Source organism: uncultured Sphingomonas sp., from assembly GCF_913776855.1.
Classification (GTDB): domain Bacteria; phylum Pseudomonadota; class Alphaproteobacteria; order Sphingomonadales; family Sphingomonadaceae; genus Sphingomonas.
Map to the genome: position 1 here is coordinate 17555 of NZ_CAJYQD010000021.1, position 22905 is coordinate 40459.

Here is a 22905-nt window from a genome sequence, read left to right on the forward strand (position 1 = left end):
CGCATTGGGTTTCGAGAGCGATTCCAGGGAATTGCATAGCGCGCGCATAGTGTGGCCCGGGCGATTATGCCGCCGCTATGCGAAAGCGGGAAATCGCTCTCGTCTTGCTATGCCATGCCCGATAGCTGGTGCGCCACGTTCGAGAGGGAGACGTGGCATGGAGCGATGGCGAACGCGCCGGGCCGACCGGGCCTTGCGGCTGTCGGGACTGGTATTGCTGGCGGTGGCGGGGACTGCGTTACGCTGGCTCTATGCGCTGCACGTGCCGCCGCAATCGGCGGGGTTGCTGGCCTATGGGCTGGGCGCGGTCGGCTATATGGCGGCGAGCAGCGGTGCGGCACTGGTGATGCTGGGGCGGCACCTGTTCGACGAGGTGGCGATCAGCCCGCGCTGGGGGCGGGGGTAGGGGGAGTGTCCGTCATCAATCAATGCTACTTAAAGTCTGTAGACTTATAGTGTTCTTGTATCGCCCATAAGTCCATGGATCATGGGCGGCAAAAACCCGGTAGCTTGCGCCAAATCGTTGCCGCGAATGTGCGCGACCGGCGGCTGCGCCTGGGGCTGTCGCAGGAGCAGCTGGCCGACATCAGCGGCTTTCACCGGACCTATATCGGATCGGTCGAACGCTGCGAACGCAACATCACCCTGTCCACGCTGGAGGCGCTGGCAGTGGTGCTGGAGACGACGCCGGCCGACCTGTTGCAGGACGCGGCGCATGGCTGAACTGAAGGATGTTCCAACGACGCCGGCCGCGTCGCTCGACAAGGCATTTCTGGAAGTATGCCGCAGCGTCACGGCGAAGCGTGCGCGGACGGTAATCGACCATATCCTGCAGCATGGCATCATCACCACGGATGAACTGAAAGAACGCTATGGCTATGCTCAGCCGCCCCGCGCCACGCGCGATGTGCTGGAGAACGGGATTCCCCTGATCACGCACAATGTTCGCCATCCGACGACCGGGCGGCGGATGGGGGCCTATACCTTCGGCAACGTCGCGGACATCAAGGCGGGCAGGCTGGGCGGGCGCAAGGCGTTTTCGAAACAGTTCAAGAAGGACCTGATCGCGATCTATGGCGAGCGGGATACGGTTACCCGCGAACCGATCGCCGCGCGCTATCTCCAGATCGACCACCGCGTGCCCTATCAGGTGGCGGGCGACGATGCCGGGCCGCTCGACCCGGCCGACTTCATGCTGCTGGACGCATCGTCGAACCGCGCCAAGAGCTGGTCGTGCGAACATTGCGACAATTTCCGCTACACCGTCGATCCCGCGATCTGCCGCACCTGTCTATGGGCATCGCCGGAAGCCTATACCCATATCGCGCAGACGCCCTCACGGAGGGTCGAGCTGGTGTGGACCGGGGACGATGTGGCGGTATTCGAACAGGTGCGACAGGCGGCACAGGCCGCCGACGTCGACATCGCGACTTATATCAAGCAGCGGCTAGGCGCATAGCGCGGGCGGGCGGCGTCGGGACCGTCCCGCACGACCGGGCGACGTACAGGCTTTCGACCGTTTCGTCCTGTCGCCCGCTGATCGTCGCCTGTGACGACCGTCCCGCATGCAGCGCCAGATGATCGGCAGCGATCGTGTCGGGCAGCGGATCGCCATAGGTCTTGTCGCCCATCCGGCCGTCATAGGACAGGATGTAGGGAATCGCGCGCGCATCGAAATCGTGCAGCGCGTCGACCAAGCGCTGTCGCTCCAGCCCCGCGGCATAGCGTTTGTCGGGGCCATAGGTCGTGCCTTGGTAGGGCGGGTCCATATAGATCAGGTCCGCCGTCCCTGCGCCCGCGGCGCAATCGCGGAAATCACCGTGGAACAGGGTGGTGCGCCCCTTCAGCAGGCGGCTGACCGCGTGGGCGGTGCGCATGAGCCGGTCGGGCTTCATGCCGGTGCGCCGCTTGTCGGGTGACTGGGTGAAATGGCCATGCCGGTTGAAGCGGACTGCATTCTTGACGCAGCGCGCGACCAGATAGAGCAGCACGACGGGATCGCCGTTCGCGTTGAATTCGGCGCGACGGTCGTTGAAATGGGTCGGCGTGGCGAACTGGCCGTGCCAGATGTCGGCATAGCGTTCGGCCAATTCCCCCGGATGGTCGATGATCAGCGCCCACAGGTCCATCAGCGGGGCGTAGATGTCGCCGATCACGAACCGTTCGGCCAGGTCGTGCGTCGCGGCAAACAGCGTGATCGCCGCCGATCCGGCAAAGGGTTCGTACAGCGTCGCGACCCGGTCGGGGAACCGGGTGCAGATACGTGGGGCGAGGGCGCGCTTGCTGCCCTGATAGGGAATAGGCTGAATCGAAAGTGCGGAATGAAGCATGGTAGCAGCATGCTACTTCAAGTCATCATGCGTCAATTGGGACGTTGCTTTATACGCTATCGTAGATAAAACCGTATTATACGCCATGGGGTATATTGTCGGAATATGCGGGATAGCGTATCATCGTCCGATGTCCCAGCTTGCCCGCACCCCCGGCCAATTCGGCGAAGCGCTGCGCCGCACTCGGCTGTCGCGCGGGTGGAGCCAGACGCAGCTGGCGCAGCAGGCCGGGTTGCGGCAGGCGACGATCTCGCAGATCGAGAACGGCCATGGTGCCACCCGGATCGACACGCTGTGCGCGGTGCTGGCGGCACTCGACCTCGAACTGACGGTGGCGCCACGGACCCAAGGCAGCGTCGAGGATATCGAGGACTTGTTCTGATGCCCCGCCGGCCCGCCCGCGCGCCGCTCAACGTGTTTCTGAACAACCGCCAGGTCGGGCGACTGACGCGGCAGGCGAGCGGGGCGATCGAGTTCGCCTATGCCGAGGACTGGCTGGCGCTGCCCAATGCGATCCCGGTGTCGCTGTCGCTGCCGCTGCGTCCCGGCGGCTATCATGGTGACCGGGTGCTGGCGGTGTTCGAGAACCTGCTGCCCGATTCCCGTCCGATCCGCACTCGCGTCGCCGAACGGGTGGGGGCCAAGGGAACCGATGCGTTCAGCCTGCTGAGCGAAATCGGCCGCGATTGCGTCGGCGCGCTGCAGTTCGTGCCCGACGATGTCGAACCGCCCGATGCGATGGACGTGACCGGCGTGGCCGTAGACGATGCGGAGGTCGCCACGATCATCGCCGATCTGGCACGTGCGCCGCTGGGCCTCGACCGCGATGCCGCCTTCCGCATCTCGGTGGCAGGGGCACAGGAAAAGACCGCGCTGCTGTACCATGAGGGGCGCTGGATGAAGCCGATCGGCACGACGCCGACGACGCATATCCTGAAACCCCAAATCGGCGCGCTGCCGAACGGCATCGACCTGTCGGACAGTGTCGAGAATGAATATTACTGCCTGAAGCTGCTGGCCGCGTTCGGCTTGGCGGTGAACGCGGCGGAGATCGTGCGCTTCGGCGATACCGCCGTGCTGGCAGTCGAGCGCTTCGATCGACGCTGGACCCAGGGTGGGCGGCTGCTGCGCCTGCCGCAGGAGGATATGTGCCAGGCGCTGTCGGTCCCGCCGACAGCCAAATATGAAAGCGAGGGCGGGCCGGGGATCGCCGACGTCGCCAGGCTGCTTGCGGGCAGCGACGATCCGGGGGGCGACCGGCTGACGTTCCTGAAGGCGCAGATGCTGTTCTGGCTGATCGGAGCGACCGATGGCCATGCCAAGAATTTCAGCATCTTCCTGTCGCCCGGCGGGCGGTTCCGCCTGACCCCGCTCTATGACGTACTGACCGCGCAGCCGAGCCTTGCCGCCGGGCAGATCGAGCGCAAGCAGTATAAGCTGGCGATGGCGGTGGGGGCGTCGCGTAAATATCGTATCGGTGATCTGCATGGTCGGCATTTCGTCGAGACCGGCCGCGCTGCCGGATTGTCGGCGGCGGCGGTCGAAGCGGCGATGGCGGAACTCCATGCCGGGTTCGATGCGGCCTTTGCGACGGTGGAGGCCGGGCTGCCGGCGGGCTTCCCCGAAGCGATCCATGCGGCGGTACTGGTAGGGGCAAGGGATCGGCTGCGCCAGTTGCGGCCGGGGGTGTAGGCGGCAGGGGTTCTCGACGGACGCTTCTCGACAGGCTCGAAGCTGCTCGAACCGAACGGGGTGGGGGACCTCACCCCCTTCGTCGCCCCGGCGCAGGCTGGGGTTTCCCTGTAGCGGGCGTAACCTGTCCCCATGGGGAGATCCCAGCCTGCGCTGGGATGACGTTTGTGGTGACGGGGGAGTAGAAAACCGCGTACCCCCGCGCAGGCGGGGGTCCAGAGCGACGGGGCGCAACGCCTGCAACCCTGGACCCCCGCCTGCGCGGGGGTACGGCGCCAGCCCTATCGCCCCTTCAGCGCAGCCGCTTCCCCCGCCGCGTCGAGCGGGTCGCCCGCCGCCATCGCCTGCGCCTGTTCCAGTACCGCCGCCATCGGCGATCCGGCTTGGGCATAGGCGGTGGTGGTCGCCTCCGCGCCACCCTGCAGCGCCTGCACCTGCCACGGACCCTTGTCGCCCGAACAGGCGATGCCGCCGGTGGTGCCGGTTTCGAACGTGCGGCACAGCGCGCCGGCGCGGTCGCGGAAGGTGATGCCGATCTTCACCGGCGCCTGCGCCCCCTGGGTCGAGGCGAGCTGCGTGTCGAGCGCGTGGGCGAGGCTGCCTTGCGCGACCGCGGTGCCGCCTTCGAACCCCAGCTCGCTGCCCGTGCGCGGCACCAGCTGTCCCAGCAGCAGCCCGGCGACGAGGCTGGCGGCGACAGCGCCCCACCAGCGTTGCGGCCTGGAAGCGGGCTTGCGGGTCGGGAAGGCCACCACATTGTCGGCGCGCGCGAACAGCGCCTCGACCCCGGCGGGCATCGGTTGCGCGTCGAGGCCCGCAAAGGCGCCGCGCAGCCGGGCGGTCAGCGCGCGGTGGCGCTCCACCTCTTCGGCCAGCGCCGGATCGTCGGCCATCGCCCGTTCGACGCGCTTCGCGGTGACCGGGCCCAGCTCGCCATCGGCATAGGCGGCCAGCGTTTCGGGATCGATCGTCATGCCGCTTCTCCCAGATGCCCGAGCAGCGCCTCGCGCCCGCGTACCAGGCGCGAGGTGAGCGTGCCCATCGGAATATCGAGGATCTCCGCCGCCTCGCGATACGCAAAGCCCTCCACCATCACCAGCGCGATCACCTCGCGCTGTTCCGGCGGCAGCTTGCCCATCGCCCGGCCGATATTGTGCAGTTCCACCGCCATTTCCTGTTCCCCGTGCCGTCCCACGGCATCGCCTTCCTCCGGTGGCACGAAGGTTTCGCGCCGCCTTGCCTGTGCCCGGACCGTGTCGATCCACAAATTGCGCAGGATGCGAATCCCCCAGGCATCCAGCCTGGTGCCGGCCTGCCACTGGTCGCGGCGGGTCAGGGCGCGTTCGACCGCCGCCTGCAACAGGTCGTCGGCATCGGCACGATCACGGGCGAGCGCATGGGCGACACGCCGCAACCGGGGTAGATGCGTCAGCAATTCGTCTTCGAAGCGCAAGACGGTCCTTTCCGGGCTTCGGGGATGAAACGGATGGCGTCACCCGTTTCATCCGGCATGGTGACGGAAAATCCTAGGGGTGATCGGATACGATGTTCATACAGCTCCCGGCTACCGGCCATGCCAGGCGCCGGTGGATGCCCCGGCCTGCGCCGGAGCGACGGTGCGGATCGGATGGGGCAGATATGTGCCGGGGAAAGGAATGATGGCCAAAGGCAAATTCCTGCGCTGGGTCGCGTTCGCGCTTGTCCTGCCGACGGCGGCATCGGCGCAGCTGCTGCCCGTCGCGCCGCAGCTGCCGCAGTTGCCCGGCCGGATCGGTGAGGCGGTCGGTGGTATCCGGGGGGCGTTGCCGATCGACGACGCGGTGGCCGATGCGCGGCTGCTGGCGCGGCAGTCGGTGACGCGCGCCCGCGACCTCGCCCGCCGCTTTCCCGACCGGATCGAGCTGGACCGCGACAACAACCCCGTCCGCGCGGGCGAGGTGACGCTGGCCGATCCGGATCCGGCGCTGCTGGCGCTGGCACGAGCGGCGGGGTTTTCGGTGATCGAGAGCGAACGGTACGATGATCTCGGCATCGGCTTCGCCCGGTTGCGCGCGCCCGCCGGCCTGTCGGCGGTGGAGGCGGCACGGGTGCTGGGCCGGATCGTCGGGCGCGACCGGGTGACGCTCGATCCGCTGTATGGCGTGAGCGGGGAGGCGTCTGCTCCCTCCCGTACCCCGGCGGAGGCCGGGGTCCAGTTGGGGGACGTCGGCACTCTATCGAAAAGCCTTCCCAACTGGACCCCGGCCTTCGCCGGGGTACGGGGCGTGGGTCGCCTCGCTCCCGGTGCCGGCCCCAAACGCATCGGCATCATCGACGGCGGCGTGGGCGGGGGCACGCCCGGCCTGGCCGCGCAGCAGGGCTTTGCCAGCGGCGCACCGCGCGCCAGCGACCATGGCATGGCGGTCGCCTCGCTGCTGACCGGCGGCGGCGGCATCCGGGCGAGCGCGCCGGGCGCGGCGCTGCACGTCGCCGATGTCTATGGCAGCGATCCCGCAGGCGGCAGCGCCAGCGCGCTTGCCCGTGCGCTCGCGTGGATGGTGCAGGCCAAGGTGCCGGTGGTCGTCATGAGCCTTGCCGGTCCCGACAATGCGCTGCTCGGCCGCTTCGTCGCGGCGGCGCGGACGCGCGGGACGGTCGTAGTCGCGGCGGTCGGCAACAACGGCCCCGCCGCGCCGCCGGCCTATCCCGCCAGCTACCCCCAGGCGATCGCCGTCACCGGCGTCGACGCGCGCGGGCGGGTGCTGGTGGAGGCGGGGCGCGCCCGCCATCTCGACTATGCCGCGCCGGGGGCCGACATGCTGGCGCTGAACGCCGCCGGACAGGCGCGCAGCGTGCGCGGCACGTCGTTCGCCGCACCGCTGGTCGCCGCGCGGCTGTCGGCGGCGTGGGGCGGCGATGCGACGGCGTCGCTCAAGGCGCTGGACCGCGAGGCGAAGGGCGGTGGCGGCCGCACCGGGCGCGGCGTGCTGTGCGGGGACTGCCGGACGCCCGCGCGGTAGGGGAAAGGTCGGTTTCGGAGGCAACTCCACCCCCGTCACATTCCCTTCGCCCGACCGGGTATTATACGTTTCGGCAGGGAAACGGGGAAATAGCATGAAGTTCTGGATAGGCGCGTTGGCCTTGCTCGCGTCGGGTACCGCACAGGCGCAGACCTGCGAGCTGCATATCTGGCCGAGCGAAGACTATTTCGGCATGAAGATGAGCGGCGTCGGCATGTTCGGCGGCGCATTGGGCGGGTTGATCGATCACGTGGCCAACAAGGGCAAGGTCGCGACGATTACCGACCTGATGCACGATGATCTGTCGCCAGAGGCGCAGGTGGTGGCGTTGCGCGCCGCCGATGTGACAGGGATGCTCGGCCTGACCGGCTATACCATCGTGGTCGAACCGCCGGTGCCGTCCCACGCGGCAGCCAAGGCCGACCCGGCGGTCAGGCAAGCGCTGCGCACGATGCAGGCCAGCCTGAAATCGGGCAAACGGCTGAGCAACGCGACCACGCCCTGCTATGCCGAGCTGGTCGGCGGCGAGCTGTTCTACGTCAAGAAGCCGCTGGTCGGCACCAACCTGTTCGCCAAATGGACCTTTCGCGATTTTGGGCGGGGTGGCGGTGCCAAACCGCGCAGCTTCCCCGGACAGGTGAAGAATCCGCTGGCGGTCTTCCCGGCGAAAGCGGCCGATCAGGTCGACGCGGCCAGGGCCGACCTGCGCGACGCCTATGCCAAGGATTTCGCGGAATATGTCGCGAAGAAGGTGCATGTCGTCGCGGTCGTGACGGCGGCGCGGTAGGGGCGATACGCGCTTCTCGCAAAAAAATCGCACCGGTCGGGATTAAACCGGAAACGGCACCCGTTCTCCTTAACGAAGCGCCCCTCGCGGCGCACGGACACAGGAGAACAGCCATGAAGACCATGTTCCTGATGGGTGCGGCCCTTGCCGCCGCGATCGCGACCCCCGCCTCGGCCCAGCTGCTGGGCGGCGGCGGTGGCGGCGGGCTGACCGGTGGGCTGGGTGGCAGCCTCAGCGGTAATCTTGGCGGCACGATCGACCGTACCGTCGCCCCGGTGCGCGACCGTGCCGACACCACCGCCCGGACCGCCCGTCGCGGCGGGGGTGAAGTGACCACCGAACGACAGGTCGACCGCCGCAGCGGCCGGGTGCGCGGCAGTGGATCGGCTCGCGGCGACGGCGCGATCGACGGCACCGCCCAGGCGCTGGGCGGTACGGTCGGCGGATCGGGCAGCGGTTCGGGCAGCGCGGGGGGCAGCGTCGATGCGCAGCTGATCGGTACCGACGCCGTGCGCGATACCGCAGGCGCAGCCCGTGACCGGGTGCAGCGCGGCGTCGCTACCACCCGCGACCGGGCGGCCGGTGCGGTCGGCACGGTCCGTGACCGGGCAAATGGCGCGGTCGGCCGGGTCCGCGACGGTGCCGGCACCCTGACCGGTGCGGCCAGCGGCAGCGGTTCGGGCATGGCGAACGGCGCGATCAGGGACGGATCGGCCTCGGGCAGCGCCTCAGGCGAAGGCGCCCTGTCGCTGATGGGCAGCGGCGCGATCCCCGCGCTCAACCCCGGCCAGACCGTGCGTGATGCCAAGGGCGAAGCGATCGGCCGCGTCCAGTCGATCCGCCGGGACGCAAGTGGCCGAGTGGAATCGGTAACGATGGCCGTCGGCAAGCGCGTGGCGACGATCCCGGCCGACAACTTCAGCGTGCAGGGCGGCGTGCTGGTATCGGCGATGGGTGAAGGCCAGGTGAAGCGCGCCGCGCAGGATCAGGTGGAGTAACCGCTCCGTCCTGAGCAGGGACGCCGGCCACGGGAGGGAGCCCGTGGCCGGCGTTTTTGTGCGTTACTTGCCGTCCACTGCGTTCAGGATCGCCCGCCCATAGGCGGTCTTCTTGAACCGCTCGCCGGCTTCGCGCGCCTGGTCGGCCGAGATGAAGCCCATTTCGAACGCGATCTCCTCCAGACACGCGACCTGCACGCCCTGCCGGTGCTGGAGCGTGCGGACGAACTCGCCGGCTTCGAGCAGGCTGTCGTGCGTGCCGGTGTCGAGCCACGCATAGCCGCGGCCCATCTGTTCGACGTACAGGTCGCCGGCTTCCATGTAGAGGCGGTTGAGATCGGTGATCTCCAGCTCGCCGCGCGGGGACGGCTTGAGGTTGCGGGCATATTCGACGACGCGGTTGTCGTAGAAATACAGGCCGGTCACCGCATGGTTCGACTTGGGGCTTGCGGGCTTTTCCTCGAGGCTGACTGCCCGGCCGCCTTCCCCAAATTCGACCACGCCATAGCGTTCCGGGTCCTCGACGCGGTAGCTGAACACGGTGGCCCCGGTCGGCCGCGCTACGGCGTTGGCCAGCAGGTCGGTCAGATGCGCGCCGAAGAAGATGTTGTCGCCCAGCACCAGCGCGACATTGTCGTCGCCGATGAAGTCCGCGCCGATGGTGAACGCCTGCGCGAGGCCGTCGGGGCTGGGCTGTTCGGCATATTGCATGGTCAGGCCGAAGGCCGATCCGTCGCCGAACAGGCGGCGATAATTGTCAATGAACTCAGGGCTGGAGATGATGAGGATGTCACGGATGCCCGCGAGCATCAGTACGCTCAGCGGGTAATAGATCATCGGCTTGTCATAGACGGGCAGCAGCTGCTTGTTCACCGCCAGCGTCGCCGGGTGAAGTCGCGTGCCCGAGCCGCCGGCGAGGATGATGCCCTTCATGCTTCATGGTCCTTGGTTGGGGTACCGACGAGTTCGTCGAGGATGTCGGAAAGCGCCGCCTGCCAGCCACGCGGCTCGATGCCATAGGCGGCACGGATCGCATCGTGGCTGAGCAGCGAATTGGCCGGGCGCTGCGCCGGGGTCGGATAGTCGCTGCTCGGGATCGGCACGACCTCGGCGGTCGCCCCACCGCGTTCTCCGCTCTGGCGGAAGATTTCGGTCGCGAACCCCGCCCAGTGGGTCGCCCCGGCGTTGCTGAAGTGGAAGGTACCGGTGGGTGCGTCCGCGTCCTCGATCAGTCGCAGCGTGATCGTCATCAGCGCGCTGGCCAGATCGGCGGCGCTGGTCGGCGATCCATGCTGGTCGGCGACGACGGTCAGCTGCTCGCGCGCTGCGCCGACGCGCAGCATCGTCTTGACGAAATTATTGCCGTGCGCCGACACGACCCACGCGGTGCGCACGATCGCATGGCGCACGCCCGAGGTCCTGACCGCCAGCTCGCCGCCCAGCTTGGACGCGCCATAGACGCCCAGGGGGGCGACCGGATCGTTCACCTCCCATGCGCCCTGCTTGTTGCCCGCGAACACATAGTCGGTCGAAACCTGCACCAGCGGGATGCCAGCCTTCACGCACGCCTCGGCAAAGGCGGCGGGGGCCATCGCGTTGACGCTCCAGCAAGTGACGAGATCGCTCTCGGCCTTGTCGACCGCGGTATAGGCCGCGCCGTTGATGACCGCCGCCCAAGGCCGCTCGCCGACCTTGGCCGCGATCGCCGCCGTATTGGTCAGGTCGAGCGTGCCATGGTCGATCGCCACGACCTCATATCCTGCAGGCCATTCGCAGCGTTGCAGTTCGGTGCCGAGCTGGCCACCGGCCCCGGTCACGAGGATCGCCTTGGCGGTCATGGTCTTCTCCAGGTGTGTCGACGAATTTACGCGACGCCGCGCCGCTCGGACGCCTTGGCCGCGACCAGCGGACGCCACCAGGCCTCGTTCGCCAGATACCATTCGACCGTCTTGCGGATGCCGGTCTCGAACGTCTCGGCCGGGTGCCAGCCCAGTTCGTCGCCGATACGCGAGGCGTCGATCGCATAGCGCTTGTCATGGCCCGGACGGTCGGCAACCTCGGTCATCTGCTCGGCATAGGGCTTGCCGTCGGCGCGGGGCCTGAGTTCGTCGAGGATCGCGCACAGCGTCTTCACGACCTCGATATTCTGCCGCTCGTTATGGCCACCGACATTGTAGGTCCGGCCGACCTCACCCCGTTCGAACACCGCCTGCAGCGCGCGGACGTGATCCTCGACATACAGCCAGTCGCGGACCTGATCGCCCTTGCCGTAGATCGGCAGCTTTTCGCCATCCAGTGCCTTGGCGATCATCAGCGGGATCAGCTTTTCGGGGAAATGATACGGCCCGTAATTGTTCGAACAGTTGGTGATCAGCACCGGCAGGCCGAAGGTATGGCCCCATGCGCTGACCAGATGGTCCGACCCCGCCTTCGACGCCGAATAGGGCGAGCGCGGGTCATAGGGCGTGTCTTCGGTGAACAGCCCGGTATCGCCCAGCGTCCCGTACACTTCGTCGGTCGAGATATGGTGGAAGCGGAAGGCGGCCTTCGCTTCGGGCTCCAGCGACAGCCAGTAGGCGCGCGCCTCGGCGAGCATGGTGTAGGTGCCGACCACATTGGTCTGGATGAACGCACCGGGGCCGTCGATCGAGCGGTCGACATGGCTCTCGGCCGCCAGGTGGGTGATGACGTCGGGCTTGAAGTCAGAGATAGCGCTGCGCACCGCGTCCGCGTCGCAGATATCGCCCTGTACGAACGCGTACCGATCGCTGTCCGCCACCCGCTCGACCGTCGACAGCGTACCGGCATAGGTCAGCTTGTCGAAGTTGAGGACCGTGTGGTCGGTATTCTCGATCAGGTGGCGCACCAGCGCCGACCCGATAAAGCCGGCCCCGCCGGTGACGAAGATGCGCATCTATTCAGTCCTTTTAGGAAAGCGGGGCCAGCGGGCGGCCGTCATAGGGAAACGGGCTGTCGAACTCGGCCAGCGTCGGTTGGCGGGTGTCCTTCGCGCTCAATTCGGGAACGGTCCCGGCGGGCATCGGCCAGTCGATGCCGACGCTGTCCCATGCGATCCCACCGTCATGGTCGGGGGCATAGGTGTCGGAGCATTTATAGGTGACTTCGCAGTCCGGCTCGAGCGTCACGAAGCCGTGCGCGAAGCCGATCGGAATGAAGAGCTGGTGGCCGTTTTCGGCGCTGAGTTCGGCGCCGACCCACTGGCCATAGGTGGGCGAACCCTTGCGGACGTCGACCGCGACATCGAAGATCCGCCCGCGGATGCAACGTACCAGCTTGTCCTGTCCCCTGGGTGGCGTCTGGAAATGCAGACCACGCAGGGTGAAGGCGGGGGCGGAGTAGGAGTGGTTGTCCTGGACGAAGGTGACGTCGATGCCGAGGGCGGCGAAGGTATCGCGGTTGTAATTTTCGGTGAACCAGCCACGGGTGTCGCCGTGGCGACGGGGAGGAATGAGGCGAACGGGATTCTCGATCATGTGGGTTCGCTAATGTCAGTTTCAGGATCCCGCCACCCCGAATATACCGTAAGTAATACGTCATGCCGCTTGGAGCGATACGGATCGGCCGCCGTCTGCCGCTGCGTCGTTATCTCCGTAATGCCCATGCACTGTTCTTTCGAATGCTGTTTCCGCGGTATTTCAACCGCCCACCATGCGTTCCTTCCGATTGTCCGGCGGAAGAAATGGCTGTCACGTTGTGGCGTACTTTCTGTACTAGTAAGGTCCGCCGCTTGTCAGGCAATGGGCCGTTTGCTAGGCGGCTCTCCATCGGCAGCACCCACCGACCAAAGGTTACCGGGCAAGCCCTTAGGTGTTGACGGCTTCTGGTATGTTGCATCGGGTAGCGGTGACGATCTGCCACGATTACAAGGTGGAAGAACGTTCGATCCCATGAGATATGCAGGTGTTCGCGGTGTCGGTGCGGGGTGGTTGCGCCTGCGGTATCAGATCGGGGGTGCGTTGATCGTCACGCTGCTTCCGTTTCTGTTGCTGTGGGGTTTCAATCCCAAAGCGTTCGTCGATCTCGGTTTAGTGCTGGCGACCTGGGCCTATGGTGTGGGCGCGATGCTGCTGGGTGTCGTCCTGCTGCGCAGCATCAGCCAGTATCCGGGGGTCGAGGCCAGCGCTTACACCTTGCCGTCATTCGGCATTTCCTATGGCATCATGCTTTTGGCGGTGATTTTTGCCCGGCTGTCCTACAGCCGCATATTGCTGGTCTTGGGTTTCGTGCTCGTCCTCGTCTGGTTCATGGGCCTGCACGTGATCGCGGTGCGGCGTCAGACCTTTGCCATCGGCGTCGTTCCGGAAGGGGATTACCAGGTTTTGCTACCTTTAAACGGTGTGCGCTGGGTCGTTCTGCGCGCGCCCGATCAGGATATTGCGGGTCTCCACGCCATCACCGCTGACCTGCGGTTCGACCTGTCAGCCGAATGGGATCGGAAGCTAGCCGATTACGCGCTACAGGGAATGCCGGTTTATCACACCAAGCATCTCGCTGAATCTATGACGGGTATGGTGCAGCTCGAGCACCTGTCCGAAAACAGCTTCGGTACCTTGTCGCCGGTATCGGCATTCATGACGGTCAAGCATATCGGCGACTGGATCGCTGCGGCAATCGCCGCAGCGGTGCTTGCACCGGCATTGCTCTTCCTGGCCATCGTGATCCGTCTGGACTCCCCAGGCTCGCCCATCTTCCGACAGACCCGGATCGGGTATCGCGGTGTGCCTTTCACGGTGTATAAGTTCCGCACGATGGTTTCGGGGGATCATGGTGCCGCCGCGCTGGATGCCGCCAAGACGAAGTCTGCAGATGCGCGCATTACCCGCATCGGGCATTTTTTGCGTAAGTCGCGGATCGACGAGCTTCCGCAGATCCTGAACATCCTCAAGGGAGAGATGAGCTGGATCGGCCCTCGTCCCGAGGCAAGGGTGCTGTCCGAATGGTACGAAGGGGAAATTCCTTTCTACCGTTATCGCCATATCGTCCGTCCCGGACTGACCGGTTGGGCGCAGGTCAATCAAGGCCATGTGGCGGAAGTCGACGATGTGCGGAACAAGCTCTATTTCGATTTCTACTACATCAAAAGCTATTCTCCCTGGATAGATTTCCTGATTGTCGGAAAGACGATCCAAACCATGCTGACCGGGTTCGGTGCGAAGTGACGCGATGTCGGGCACTGGCACGGACGCGGCGCAGCGCAGGCTGACATGTCGGTTGTTTCATCCTTGCGGATCGAACGGGGCGTGCCACATGGCGCGCGCGATTTGATATGGCAGAGCTTCTTCGTGGAGGCGGGGCGCGGCACCACCTTCGAGCGGCATCTGCCATGGTATAACGACCCCGATGTCCGGTCGGTCGTGGTGCGGGACGGTAGAGATGTCGCCGCAACCGCCATCATGCGTCCCGCACCGCAGGCAGCGGTTGCCATGATCGGCTATGTCTGTGTTGGCCGATCCCGGCGTGGTCAGGGGATCGGCCGGATGCTGATGGATGCGTTGAACGAAGCGGTCGACGATCAGGGGTTTCGGGCGGCGGTGCTGTGGACCACCAAGCCCGAGGTTTATACGGGGCGTGGCTATACGGCGCTTCGGCGGGATCGCTTTGTCCGGGTGACCAAGCCTGCTGGTCTGGGCGCGGATTGTGCCAATTTCCGCAGCGAGGAATGGCCCGACAGCGGTGCGGCCAACGGGCTGCCAGCCTTCGCCACGGATGCGAAGATTTATTCAGCGGACCGCGCCATGGCGATATGCGCCTGCGGCCCGCGAGGCGTAACGCTGCTCGATTGGCGGGGGGCGGCCATCGATGTCGCGACCATGCTATCGGCTGCGGGGCATGACGACTGGTCGGTAAACCTGACGGCGGATGATCCGTTCTCGGACGAATTGTCGTCGCAAGGTTATGCGACGGTCGCCTCTCCGGGGGCATTCACGATGGTCAGGTACCGGAACGCCGATTTCGTTCTTCACGACGTTCCGCAAGTTGATCGTATATGAAAGTAGGTGCGATGTCGGCAGCCATGTTACCCTTGGTGAAGGTTCACCTGCCCGACCGTGCGCAGTTGATGCCCGCGCTCGAGCATGTCCTGTACAGCGGTATGATCGGCGAAGGCGAAGCCGTATATGCATTCGAGCGCAGGTTCGCCGAGCAGTTCGGCCTGCCCAACGTGCTGGCCATGTCGAGCGGCACCGCGGCCTTGCACGTCGCGCTGCTGGAATGCGGCGTGCAGCCAGGCGATGAAGTCGTTACGACATCGATGACGGCCGAACCGACCAATACGACTATCCTTCAGGTCGGGGCCATTCCCGTCTTTGCTGATGTCGACCCCGAAACCGGCAATCTCGACCCCGCGTCGGTCGAGGCGGCGATTACCGATCGGACCCGTGCGATCCTGATCGTGCATTATGCAGGCTATCCTGTGCCGCTGGCCGAACTCCGTGCGATCGCCGACCGCAAGGGCGTCAGGCTGATCGAGGATTGTGCCCATGCGCTGGGCGCACGCTACCGCGACGCCGCTATCGGCACGGTGGGCGATGCGGCGATCTTTTCGTTCCAGGCGATCAAGCACATGACGACCGTGGACGGTGGCATGCTGGCGCTGCGCGATGCCTCGCACATGCGTTCTGCTCGCAAGTTGCGCTGGTTTGGATTGGAAAAGGGCGTTCCCCGGACCGAAGTCGACATTACGCGCGCTGGCTACAAGTACAACATGAACAACGTCACCGCGACGATAGGTCTGGCGCAGCTCGACGTGATCGATCCCGCCATTGCGCGACATATCGATAACGGGCGGTTCTTCGATGCCGAACTGTCAGGGATCCCCGGACTGTCGGTTGTGCCTATCGAGGCTGGCAGCGAACCAAGCTATTGGCTTTACACACTGCTTGCCGAGGATTCGGATGCCGTCGAACGCTGTATGGCGGATATCGGGGTGATGGCGTCCAAGCTCCACCGCCCCAATCACTTCCATTCGGTATTCGCGCCCTATCGTCGCGACTTGCCAGGGCTGGATGCGTTTTATCGGCGTCTCGTCCACCTGCCGTGCGGATGGTGGGTAAGCGACCAGGATCGCGAACGCATCGTGACGGCACTGCGCAAGGGGTAAGGTCGATGTCCATTCCCCTGTTTGACTGCCGGGTCGATCCGGCACGGCTCGAAGCCCTCGATCCGTTGTGGCGTTCGGGAGCGCTCGCCGCCGGGCCGGCCGTTGCGGCACTGGAAGCGCGGTTGAGCACCAGGCTGGACGATCGTGCGGTCGTGGCGACCAGCGACATGACCCAGGCCCTGTGCCTTTCGCTTCGACTTGCCGGCGTTGGTCCCGGCGACGAGGTCGTGACCCTCGCCCTGAACTGCATGTCGTCGAACAGTGCGATTGCGATGGTCGGAGCGACGCCAGTCTGGGTTGATGTCGACCCACGCACTGCCGTCGTCAATCTCGACGATCTTGCTGCCTGCATCGGTCCCAGAACACGGGCGGTGGTGATCTATCACGTGGCCGGTCATGTCGGCGATCTCGCGGCGCTGCGGCAATTATGTGATGATGCTAGGCTGCCGCTGATCGAGGATGCGAACAACGCGCTGGGGGCGGAATGGAACGGCGCGCCTGCCGGGACCTTCGGCGATCAGGCGATCCTGTCCTTCTATCCCAACCGTCAGTTGAACGGCATCGAGGGGGGGGCGATCGTCTGCCATCCACGGGATGCCGATCGGGCGCGGCGGCTGCGGCGGTTCGGCATCGATACCGCGCGATTCCGTACCGCCGATGGCGAAATCGATCCGATGCTGGATGTTCCCGAAATTGGCGTTTCGGCATCGTTGCCGCACGTCAACGCGACGTTGGCGCTACAGGGCTGTCAAGATCTGGACGAGCGCATCGGTCTGAATCGTCGAAACGTGATGCAGCTGCGCGAGGCCCTGGCGGACGTCACCGACCTGCGGTTTGTCGAGGAAATGCCGGGAGCGCGTGGGGTTTTCTGGGTTGCGCTGATGCGCAGCCCGCGCCGCGATACGTTGATGGCACGGTTAAAGACGAGCGGCGTTCAATGCTCTCGTCTGCACCATCGCAACGACCGGTACACCGGTTTCGGCGCGGCATCGCGCGATCTACCAGGTACCGATGTGATGCAGCGTGAGATGTTCGCGCTTCCGGCGGGATGGTGGCTGTCGCAGGACGACTTGTCACGCATCGTGGACGTGATCCGCGCAGATGCTATGGGGCGGTAACAATCCGGCCAGTGCTAATGCGGTAACGCATCGTAAATCTATTGGATAGATGCCGCGGCAATGCGGCAAGGGGAACAGAATATGCTCGATGGCAAGACGCTGATGATCACCGGTGGCACTGGATCTTTCGGGACCACCGTGCTCAGCCGTTTCATCGAAACGGGAGTGCGCCAGATCATCGTGTTCTCGCGCGATGAGAAGAAGCAGGAAGACCTGCGGATTGCGCTGAAGAGTTCGAAGGTCCGATTTGTGATCGGTGATACGCGCGACCCGCAGTCGATCAATACGGCGATGCGTGGGGTCGATTATGTGTTCCATGCCGCAGCGTTGAAGCAGGTGCCCTCTTGCGAATTCTATCCGATGGAAGCGGTGCGCACCAACGTAAACGGTACGGACAACGTCATCCGCGCCGCAATCGAAAACGGTGTGAAGCGGGTAGTTCTGCTAAGCACCGACAAAGCCGTCTATCCGATCAACGCCATGGGCATTTCCAAGGCGATGGCGGAAAAGGTGCTGGTATCGCATGCCCGGGCGCTGGGTTCTGATGGTCCGGTATTGTGCGCGACGCGCTATGGCAATGTCATGGCATCGCGCGGATCGGTCATCCCGCTGTTCATTGAAAAGCTGAAGAGCGGTCAGCCGATGATGATCACCGACCCCGCCATGACCCGTTTCATGATGTCGCTCGAGGATTCGGTCGATCTGGTGCTGCACGCATTCCAGAATGGCCAGCAAGGCGACATCTTCGTCCAGAAGGCGCCCGCCTGCACCATCGAGACCCTTTCGATTGCGATTAGCGAACTGTTCGGTGTGCCGCTGAACACCGGTATTCTCGGCACGCGCCACGGTGAGAAGCTGTATGAGACGCTGGTGTCGCGTGAGGAGATGGCGAAGGCCGATGATATGGGGCGGTATTGGCGCGTGCCGGCGGACAATCGCGATCTGAACTACGAACTGTTCATTTCCGAAGGATCCAAAACGCTCAACGAGATCGACGACTATACCTCGCACAACACTCATCGCTTGGATGTAGCCGAGACGAAGGAACTGCTGCTGACGCTGCCTTATGTGCGGGCCGAACTGGCGCGATGAACGGTTTGCGGCATGCTGTCCACAGGGCGGGATAAACGGTCAACAGACCGGCGCATCAACGTTGCGTCGATACCGCACGTCGTACGCCGGTTGCTACCGATGGGCGTCCTGTATGGCGGCCGGATCGGAATCGCCGGCCTTGGCTTCGTTGTCCTGCCGCTGCTTAGCCATCACATGCCGACCGACCAGTTCGGTCTGGCGACGACGATATTGTCGCTGCAGAGTTTGGCGATCGTTCTCGATCTGGGGTTGGCGGTCCTTCTGGCAAGTGAACTGCCAGCAATGGACTGTGCCACGACGCGACGGGCGCTGGTCCGGCGAAGTGAACATCAACTGATTATCACGTATCTGGGCATCGCGGCGGTCGCCGCGATGCTGTCCTTTGGTGGAATATTGCCCGCGTCACTGCCGATGGTGCTGATGACGGCCGTGGCCCTGCTTGTCGTGGTGTGGCAAAATATCATCGCGGTGGCGATGATCGCGCGTCAGCAGTTTTTTGCATCGACGGTCAGCTTGTTTCTGAGTCTCTTGCTGCGTCAGGGGGCGTCGCTGGCGTTCGTAACCCAGTACGGTGGAACGCTCGGCGCTTTCGTCGCGGGCCAAGTTCTGGGAGCGGCGATCATCCTGGCGACATCGCGGTTCACGTTCATCAACCACGGACAGAAAGACGGCGACATGCCGGCTGTTGCGGATCCGAAACGCGAACGTCCGCAGACGCCAAACGTAGGCATCAACGTTACCGTCATGGTTTATACGATCGCCGGGGCCTGCGCCTTGCAGCTCGACAAGATACTATTGTCTGCGATGGGATCACCAAGTCGTACCGGACCCTATTTTCTGGCGTCGATGGTATCACTCGTCCCGATAACGTTTCTGGCCACGCCAATATCGCAGTTCGTTCAGCCGAAGTTGATTGCAGCGCTGGTGCATGGCAGGATTGATATCGCGGGTCGCTGGATTGTTCGCCTGACGATGGCGATTACCGTGCTTGCGGTCGTACCGGGCCTCGTTCTTGGAATGCTGACACCTTGGATCATTCCGTTATGGCTGCGTGACCCAGCGAGCCGGGACGCCGTTATCGGATATACCCAGGTGCTGATGCCTGGCGCGTCCCTTGGCGCGTTGGGGCTGGTGCCGGCAATCGTGTTGATCGCCCGGCGTGATTATCCAGCGCTGGCGACCATATCCGCCGTGTTGTCGATCGGTGTATTGGCCGCAACGGCATTGCTGGCCAGAGGGGGCGACATCCACGGTATCTGTATTGCCTATGCAATTTATCATACACTCGCGACAATGTGCTTGTGGGTCCGTACTTGGTGGGTCGAACCCGCATTTGCGAATGCGTTTTTCATTGGCAGACGCATTGCAAACCATCCCGCCCCCCCTGTAGATCGCGACTAATCTTTGTCGCCATATCGGAAAGTATACGCTAGATGATGTCCCGGATCGTCCCGCCGCGCACCGGGCGCATGGCGTGCGCACAAAATGCAGTTGCGGCCGACGGGAGCGATGGCTGATGCCTGTCTTATCCGTAGTCATACCGACGCATGAACGGTTCCGATATGCACGGCATACCGTCGATGCGGTCCTGCGTATGTCCGACGATATCGAAGTCGTGGTATCTGATACCAGCGCGAAAGATGCATGGTCCGATGCTGGCCTGTATGGATCTTCGGACCGATTGAAAATCGTGCGTCCCCCTACTGGTATCAGCGTGGTGGACAATTTTAACATTGCGCTGGGGCACGCAACAGGAGATTTTGTCTGCTTCATCGGCGACGATGACTTAGTGACGCCCGATGTGATGCAGATCGTACGTCAGGCCGCTGCAGAAGGCGTGGATGCGATCCGGTTCGCTTTCCCGGTGCTGTTCTATTGGCACGACTATGCTCACAAGGCACTGCCGGAAGCTTATGCGGGAACGATCTGGGCAAGCGACTATGTTGCATCGATACGGCCGCTGGATACGAAGAGGAGCCTGAACAATGCGCTGGCGCAGCTTGGTCGCGGCGTGTTTGATATGCCGCGCATCTATTGCGGTATCATTGCCCGCAGCCTGATCGACCGGGTGATTGAGCGGCATGGCGCGCTGTTTGGCGGGGTTAGCCCCGACATCTATTCTGCGGCTTTGCTATCGGCGCATGCGACCCAAGCGATCGACCTGGATTTTCCGGCAGTTATTCCTGGGGCATCGGGTGCCAGCACCGCGGGACAGAGCGCAGCCGGCAAGCATGTCGGGGCGTTGCGGGACAACGATCATATAAGACCATTCAAGAACCTAGTTTGGCATGCACTGGTTCCTGAATTCTACAGCGTCCCGACGGTGTGGTCCTATTCGTTCGTCCGTGCACTTGAACAGATCGACGAGGATTTAGTTCTTCGGGCAAACTGGGGTCGCCTCTACGCGCAATGCTTGATGTACCATCGTAGATATCGGTCGGAAACGTTGACAGCGATGCGTGCGTACGCCTGCCGGACATCGCCTGCAGCCCTGATGGCTGCGGTATCGAAGGGGATTGCGGCTGAAACCGCATGGGCCGCCAAACGGGTAGGCAAGCGGTTATCGGTTCGGCACGGAACGACAAAGGATCTACGTTTCGCCGGAGCCGATGACGTCGACAGCGCTCTGGCCATCATTGGCGAGGTAGTGGCCAAGGGCCCCAAGCCAGTCTGGCCCACTACGAAATGACCCCTTATTATGTCACTTACGCCATTTTCCTGGCATGCTTTGTAGCCGGACTGCTGGCCAAGCGACTGCGGCTTGCAGCGATTGCGGCCTTTTTGCCGATGTTTTATCTCATCGCGGCCAGAGGTCTAGTTGGGGTCGATAGCGCCTATTACCTGCAATTGTTCGATGCGATCCGTTATCTGGGGCCGACAGGTGCCAACTTCGAGCCTGGTTTTGCCCTCATCGTCGCATCATTGACGAATATCTTCTCGGATTCCTTCGACATTCTCATCCTGCTTGGCTGCCTTACGGCGGGGTTGATGCTCTTGGCAGCCCTGATGTTGGAGCGGCAGCCCATCCTCTTTTTGGCGATCGTCATTCCGTTCTTTCTGTTCGACATGACGATGAACGGCTTGCGATATGGACTGGCCTTCTCGATCGTATCGATCGGTGCGACGGGTCTTGTTAACAATCGGCGTTGGCTGTTCGTGGTGTGTACGATACTTGCTGCAAGTATTCAGATTTCTTCGGTCGTTGTTGCGGCGGGCGCTTGGACTTTGATTGAAGCACGGATCAAGACCTTCGCCTTTGTTGCCGCAGCGGGGTTAGTCGTCGTAGCAGTTTTCGGCGAGTATATTGGCGAGAAGGCGGCCGCCAATACGGATCTGGTTGCGCTGGGTGGCACGGCGGGCCTGGTGCCGTATGTGATTACGCTTACGATACTGGCGGCGGTATCGTCAGAGCCAGAATTGTTCAAGGCGCTCAAACTGCCCATCATCGCCATAGCTGTGTTGCAGACGGCGGCTTTTGCAATGGCCCGCTATTATTACGCTGGGCTGCGGATGGAAGGCGTTGTGCTCTTTTTGCTGTATATCGTTCTGGCAGTGCGCTTTGCACGCATGAACCATTCGGTACCATCGCGATCACTGGCGGTGATATTGATGGCTGCCGCGATCATGTCATCGATATTGCGTCTAAGGAATTTCTCAGATGAGCAGGGGCAGAATGAATCGCCGTTCGCGCCGTACTATTTTGCTAGCGAGGTTATCGCATGACGGCGATCGGTACGAGCGGCGTCGAACCAGCAGCAGTGAATACACCGATATTCAGCATTATCCTACCGGTCTATAACACCAGGGATCTGGTAGAAGCAGCCATCCGTAGTGCGCTTGATCAATCTGAAACCGATATCGAAGTAATCGTCATTGATGATGGATCGACCGACGACAGTGCGGCGATCTGTGAGCGGTTGATGCAGGAAGACACGCGACTTCGTCTGTTTCGTAAGTCGAATGAAGGGCAGGGCATAGGCCGTAATCTCGGCCTTGCTTATGCAACGGGTCGCTACCTTCTCTTTCTCGACAGCGACGACATAATGCTGCCAGGGCTGCTCGCCCGGGTTCGTGCGGAGTTCGAAGACACGGCAGCGGATGTCGTGTGTTTTGGGCTTGCATTCCGTGATATTCATGACCGTCCGGTCGCCACGAGAGCGGTTAGGCATCGTATGATACAAGAGGGCCCGGCAATCTTCGAGGATGCGATGCTCGATCGTAACTTCCTGACTGCGCCATGGAGCAAGGCGTATCGTAGAGATTTGATCGAAGCGCACGGTATCCGCTTTCCGGCGCTACGGGCTTTCGAAGACGCGATGTTCGGCCGGCATGTCGCTTTTCATGCTAAACGCGCCGTGTATATCAAAGACATACTCTACCATGCACTTACCCGTGCCGGTAGTACGTCGCGTGCGCTGTCAACGCGCAACTTTGAGACTGCGGCCGAATTGATTGCCGAAGAACGCCGCTTGTTCGAACGTTTGATCGGGCCCGGTTATGACGGTGCGTTGTTTGGAGCGCATGTTGTACGCTTCTTTGCCCATCTTCTGATACTTGCCGCATTCCGTATTCCAGAGCGGGAACAACGCCAAGCGTGCCTGATGATCGCCGAATCATGCGGATTTTCGCAATATGCAAGTCGTGCCGACGTCCGGCGATTTTTGTCATGGCGCACCAGATTGCAAGTCGCCGTTGCACGACGCCCCACTGTTGGACGCTTCGCTGCCCGTCAGGCTCAGCGCCTCGGCATCACTCCTTATTGAAAGCTG

Annotated in this window: 24 protein-coding genes; 17 read left to right on the forward strand and 7 right to left on the reverse strand. The window is 63.5% G+C overall.

From position 1 onward, the window contains the following. The first annotated feature begins 157 nt into the window (after positions 1–157). The 3 genes from QZ755_RS05380 (at position 158) to QZ755_RS05390 (ending at position 1459) form a co-directional block, all read left to right on the forward strand. The gene (locus QZ755_RS05380; RefSeq protein ID WP_294320493.1) at positions 158–406 is read left to right on the forward strand and encodes a hypothetical protein; all 249 of its coding nucleotides are present in this window, start codon (positions 158–160) and stop codon (positions 404–406) included. A 104-nt stretch (positions 407–510) separates the two neighbouring features. Beyond that, positions 511–723: a helix-turn-helix transcriptional regulator gene (locus tag QZ755_RS05385; RefSeq protein ID WP_294320495.1), complete on the forward strand. Its 213-nt coding sequence runs from the start codon at positions 511–513 to the stop codon at positions 721–723. Then, a complete protein-coding gene (locus QZ755_RS05390) occupies positions 716–1459 on the forward strand; it encodes a hypothetical protein (RefSeq protein WP_294320497.1) in 744 nt (247 codons plus the stop codon). The genes QZ755_RS05385 and QZ755_RS05390 overlap by 8 nt, the downstream gene beginning before the upstream one ends. On the opposite strand, the gene QZ755_RS05395 is transcribed toward QZ755_RS05390, so the two are convergent. Next, positions 1437–2330: a DNA adenine methylase gene (locus QZ755_RS05395; RefSeq protein WP_294320499.1), complete on the reverse strand. Its 894-nt coding sequence runs from the start codon at positions 2328–2330 to the stop codon at positions 1437–1439. The two genes, QZ755_RS05390 and QZ755_RS05395, sit on opposite strands and share 23 nt — an antisense overlap. A 130-nt stretch (positions 2331–2460) precedes the next feature. Between QZ755_RS05395 and QZ755_RS05400 the strand changes: the two genes are divergently transcribed. Together QZ755_RS05400 and QZ755_RS05405 are read left to right on the forward strand one after the other, a co-directional pair. Beyond that, the gene (locus QZ755_RS05400; protein ID WP_294320501.1) at positions 2461–2712 is read left to right on the forward strand and encodes a helix-turn-helix transcriptional regulator; all 252 of its coding nucleotides are present in this window, start codon (positions 2461–2463) and stop codon (positions 2710–2712) included. Continuing rightward, on the forward strand, positions 2712–4022 hold the full coding sequence (locus QZ755_RS05405; RefSeq protein WP_294320503.1) for a type II toxin-antitoxin system HipA family toxin: 1311 nt from the start codon (positions 2712–2714) through the stop codon (positions 4020–4022). Before QZ755_RS05400 ends, QZ755_RS05405 begins: the two co-directional genes overlap by 1 nt. Before the next feature lie 281 nt (positions 4023–4303). Here QZ755_RS05405 and QZ755_RS05410 read toward each other — a convergent pair whose 3' ends face one another. Continuing rightward, a complete protein-coding gene (locus QZ755_RS05410; protein WP_294320505.1) occupies positions 4304–4996 on the reverse strand; it encodes an anti-sigma factor in 693 nt (230 codons plus the stop codon). Further along, positions 4993–5475, reverse strand: coding sequence for an RNA polymerase sigma factor (locus tag QZ755_RS05415; RefSeq protein ID WP_294320507.1), 483 nt, complete (start codon positions 5473–5475; stop codon positions 4993–4995). Before QZ755_RS05415 ends, QZ755_RS05410 begins: the two co-directional genes overlap by 4 nt. A gap of 205 nt (positions 5476–5680) precedes the next feature. On the opposite strand from QZ755_RS05415, the gene QZ755_RS05420 reads away from it, so the two are divergent. The 3 genes from QZ755_RS05420 (at position 5681) to QZ755_RS05430 (ending at position 8806) form a co-directional block, all read left to right on the forward strand. Beyond that, entirely contained in the window at positions 5681–7021 is a 1341-nt protein-coding gene (locus QZ755_RS05420; protein WP_294320509.1) for a S8 family serine peptidase, read from the forward strand. 94 nt (positions 7022–7115) lie between these two features. Beyond that, positions 7116–7808 (forward strand): hypothetical protein, encoded by a 693-nt coding sequence (locus tag QZ755_RS05425; RefSeq protein ID WP_294320511.1) that lies wholly within the window; start codon positions 7116–7118, stop codon positions 7806–7808. A gap of 113 nt (positions 7809–7921) precedes the next feature. Further along, on the forward strand, positions 7922–8806 hold the full coding sequence (locus tag QZ755_RS05430; RefSeq protein WP_294320513.1) for a hypothetical protein: 885 nt from the start codon (positions 7922–7924) through the stop codon (positions 8804–8806). A gap of 63 nt (positions 8807–8869) precedes the next feature. Here QZ755_RS05430 and rfbA read toward each other — a convergent pair whose 3' ends face one another. From rfbA to rfbC, 4 genes are read right to left on the reverse strand one after another with little or no spacing between them, the layout of a single operon-like run. After that, positions 8870–9739 (reverse strand): glucose-1-phosphate thymidylyltransferase RfbA, encoded by an 870-nt coding sequence (gene rfbA, locus QZ755_RS05435; RefSeq protein WP_294320515.1) that lies wholly within the window; start codon positions 9737–9739, stop codon positions 8870–8872. Then, positions 9736–10644 (reverse strand): dTDP-4-dehydrorhamnose reductase, encoded by a 909-nt coding sequence (gene rfbD, locus QZ755_RS05440; RefSeq protein WP_294320518.1) that lies wholly within the window; start codon positions 10642–10644, stop codon positions 9736–9738. Before rfbD ends, rfbA begins: the two co-directional genes overlap by 4 nt. Positions 10645–10670: 26 nt before the next feature. Beyond that, positions 10671–11720: a dTDP-glucose 4,6-dehydratase gene (rfbB, locus tag QZ755_RS05445; protein ID WP_294320520.1), complete on the reverse strand. Its 1050-nt coding sequence runs from the start codon at positions 11718–11720 to the stop codon at positions 10671–10673. A 13-nt stretch (positions 11721–11733) separates the two neighbouring features. Further along, positions 11734–12300: a dTDP-4-dehydrorhamnose 3,5-epimerase gene (gene rfbC, locus QZ755_RS05450; protein ID WP_294320522.1), complete on the reverse strand. Its 567-nt coding sequence runs from the start codon at positions 12298–12300 to the stop codon at positions 11734–11736. Between the two features lie 483 nt (positions 12301–12783). On the opposite strand from rfbC, the gene QZ755_RS05455 reads away from it, so the two are divergent. From QZ755_RS05455 to QZ755_RS05495, 9 genes are all read left to right on the forward strand, one after another. After that, positions 12784–13986, forward strand: a complete 1203-nt coding sequence (locus QZ755_RS05455) for a sugar transferase (RefSeq protein ID WP_294320524.1) — start codon at positions 12784–12786, stop codon at positions 13984–13986. 45 nt (positions 13987–14031) lie between these two features. Next, on the forward strand, positions 14032–14817 hold the full coding sequence (locus tag QZ755_RS05460; protein WP_294320526.1) for a GNAT family N-acetyltransferase: 786 nt from the start codon (positions 14032–14034) through the stop codon (positions 14815–14817). Between the two features lie 11 nt (positions 14818–14828). Continuing rightward, a complete protein-coding gene (locus tag QZ755_RS05465) occupies positions 14829–15926 on the forward strand; it encodes a DegT/DnrJ/EryC1/StrS family aminotransferase (protein ID WP_294320528.1) in 1098 nt (365 codons plus the stop codon). Positions 15927–15931: 5 nt separating this feature from the next. Then, entirely contained in the window at positions 15932–17044 is a 1113-nt protein-coding gene (locus QZ755_RS05470) for a DegT/DnrJ/EryC1/StrS family aminotransferase (protein ID WP_294320529.1), read from the forward strand. A gap of 81 nt (positions 17045–17125) precedes the next feature. Then, complete coding sequence (locus QZ755_RS05475) at positions 17126–18136, forward strand: polysaccharide biosynthesis protein (RefSeq protein ID WP_294320531.1); 1011 nt, start codon at positions 17126–17128, stop codon at positions 18134–18136. Between the two features lie 99 nt (positions 18137–18235). Then, positions 18236–19537 (forward strand): oligosaccharide flippase family protein, encoded by a 1302-nt coding sequence (locus QZ755_RS05480; protein WP_294320533.1) that lies wholly within the window; start codon positions 18236–18238, stop codon positions 19535–19537. Between the two features lie 115 nt (positions 19538–19652). Beyond that, positions 19653–20825: a glycosyltransferase gene (locus QZ755_RS05485; RefSeq protein WP_294320535.1), complete on the forward strand. Its 1173-nt coding sequence runs from the start codon at positions 19653–19655 to the stop codon at positions 20823–20825. Next, positions 20822–21859 (forward strand): EpsG family protein, encoded by a 1038-nt coding sequence (locus QZ755_RS05490; protein ID WP_294320537.1) that lies wholly within the window; start codon positions 20822–20824, stop codon positions 21857–21859. Before QZ755_RS05485 ends, QZ755_RS05490 begins: the two co-directional genes overlap by 4 nt. Further along, a complete protein-coding gene (locus QZ755_RS05495; RefSeq protein ID WP_294320539.1) occupies positions 21856–22899 on the forward strand; it encodes a glycosyltransferase family 2 protein in 1044 nt (347 codons plus the stop codon). Before QZ755_RS05490 ends, QZ755_RS05495 begins: the two co-directional genes overlap by 4 nt. Positions 22900–22905: the final 6 nt, after the last annotated feature.

Bases quoted from the DNA above. Each gene is read 5' to 3' on its own strand.
- QZ755_RS05380 (WP_294320493.1), top strand. From the start codon at position 158: ATGGAGCGATGGCGAACGCGCCGGGCCGACCGGGCCTTGCGGCTGTCG.
- QZ755_RS05390 (WP_294320497.1), top strand. From the start codon at position 716: ATGGCTGAACTGAAGGATGTTCCAACGACGCCGGCCGCGTCGCTCGAC.
- QZ755_RS05395 (WP_294320499.1), bottom strand. From the start codon at position 2,330: ATGCTTCATTCCGCACTTTCGATTCAGCCTATTCCCTATCAGGGCAGC.
- QZ755_RS05400 (WP_294320501.1), top strand. From the start codon at position 2,461: ATGTCCCAGCTTGCCCGCACCCCCGGCCAATTCGGCGAAGCGCTGCGC.
- QZ755_RS05405 (WP_294320503.1), top strand. From the start codon at position 2,712: ATGCCCCGCCGGCCCGCCCGCGCGCCGCTCAACGTGTTTCTGAACAAC.
- QZ755_RS05410 (WP_294320505.1), bottom strand. From the start codon at position 4,996: ATGACGATCGATCCCGAAACGCTGGCCGCCTATGCCGATGGCGAGCTG.
- QZ755_RS05420 (WP_294320509.1), top strand. From the start codon at position 5,681: ATGGCCAAAGGCAAATTCCTGCGCTGGGTCGCGTTCGCGCTTGTCCTG.
- QZ755_RS05425 (WP_294320511.1), top strand. From the start codon at position 7,116: ATGAAGTTCTGGATAGGCGCGTTGGCCTTGCTCGCGTCGGGTACCGCA.
- QZ755_RS05430 (WP_294320513.1), top strand. From the start codon at position 7,922: ATGAAGACCATGTTCCTGATGGGTGCGGCCCTTGCCGCCGCGATCGCG.
- rfbA (WP_294320515.1), bottom strand. From the start codon at position 9,739: ATGAAGGGCATCATCCTCGCCGGCGGCTCGGGCACGCGACTTCACCCG.
- rfbD (WP_294320518.1), bottom strand. From the start codon at position 10,644: ATGACCGCCAAGGCGATCCTCGTGACCGGGGCCGGTGGCCAGCTCGGC.
- rfbB (WP_294320520.1), bottom strand. From the start codon at position 11,720: ATGCGCATCTTCGTCACCGGCGGGGCCGGCTTTATCGGGTCGGCGCTG.
- rfbC (WP_294320522.1), bottom strand. From the start codon at position 12,300: ATGATCGAGAATCCCGTTCGCCTCATTCCTCCCCGTCGCCACGGCGAC.
- QZ755_RS05460 (WP_294320526.1), top strand. From the start codon at position 14,032: ATGTCGGTTGTTTCATCCTTGCGGATCGAACGGGGCGTGCCACATGGC.
- QZ755_RS05465 (WP_294320528.1), top strand. From the start codon at position 14,829: ATGTCGGCAGCCATGTTACCCTTGGTGAAGGTTCACCTGCCCGACCGT.
- QZ755_RS05470 (WP_294320529.1), top strand. From the start codon at position 15,932: ATGTCCATTCCCCTGTTTGACTGCCGGGTCGATCCGGCACGGCTCGAA.
- QZ755_RS05475 (WP_294320531.1), top strand. From the start codon at position 17,126: ATGCTCGATGGCAAGACGCTGATGATCACCGGTGGCACTGGATCTTTC.
- QZ755_RS05480 (WP_294320533.1), top strand. From the start codon at position 18,236: ATGGGCGTCCTGTATGGCGGCCGGATCGGAATCGCCGGCCTTGGCTTC.
- QZ755_RS05485 (WP_294320535.1), top strand. From the start codon at position 19,653: ATGCCTGTCTTATCCGTAGTCATACCGACGCATGAACGGTTCCGATAT.
- QZ755_RS05490 (WP_294320537.1), top strand. From the start codon at position 20,822: ATGACCCCTTATTATGTCACTTACGCCATTTTCCTGGCATGCTTTGTA.
- QZ755_RS05495 (WP_294320539.1), top strand. From the start codon at position 21,856: ATGACGGCGATCGGTACGAGCGGCGTCGAACCAGCAGCAGTGAATACA.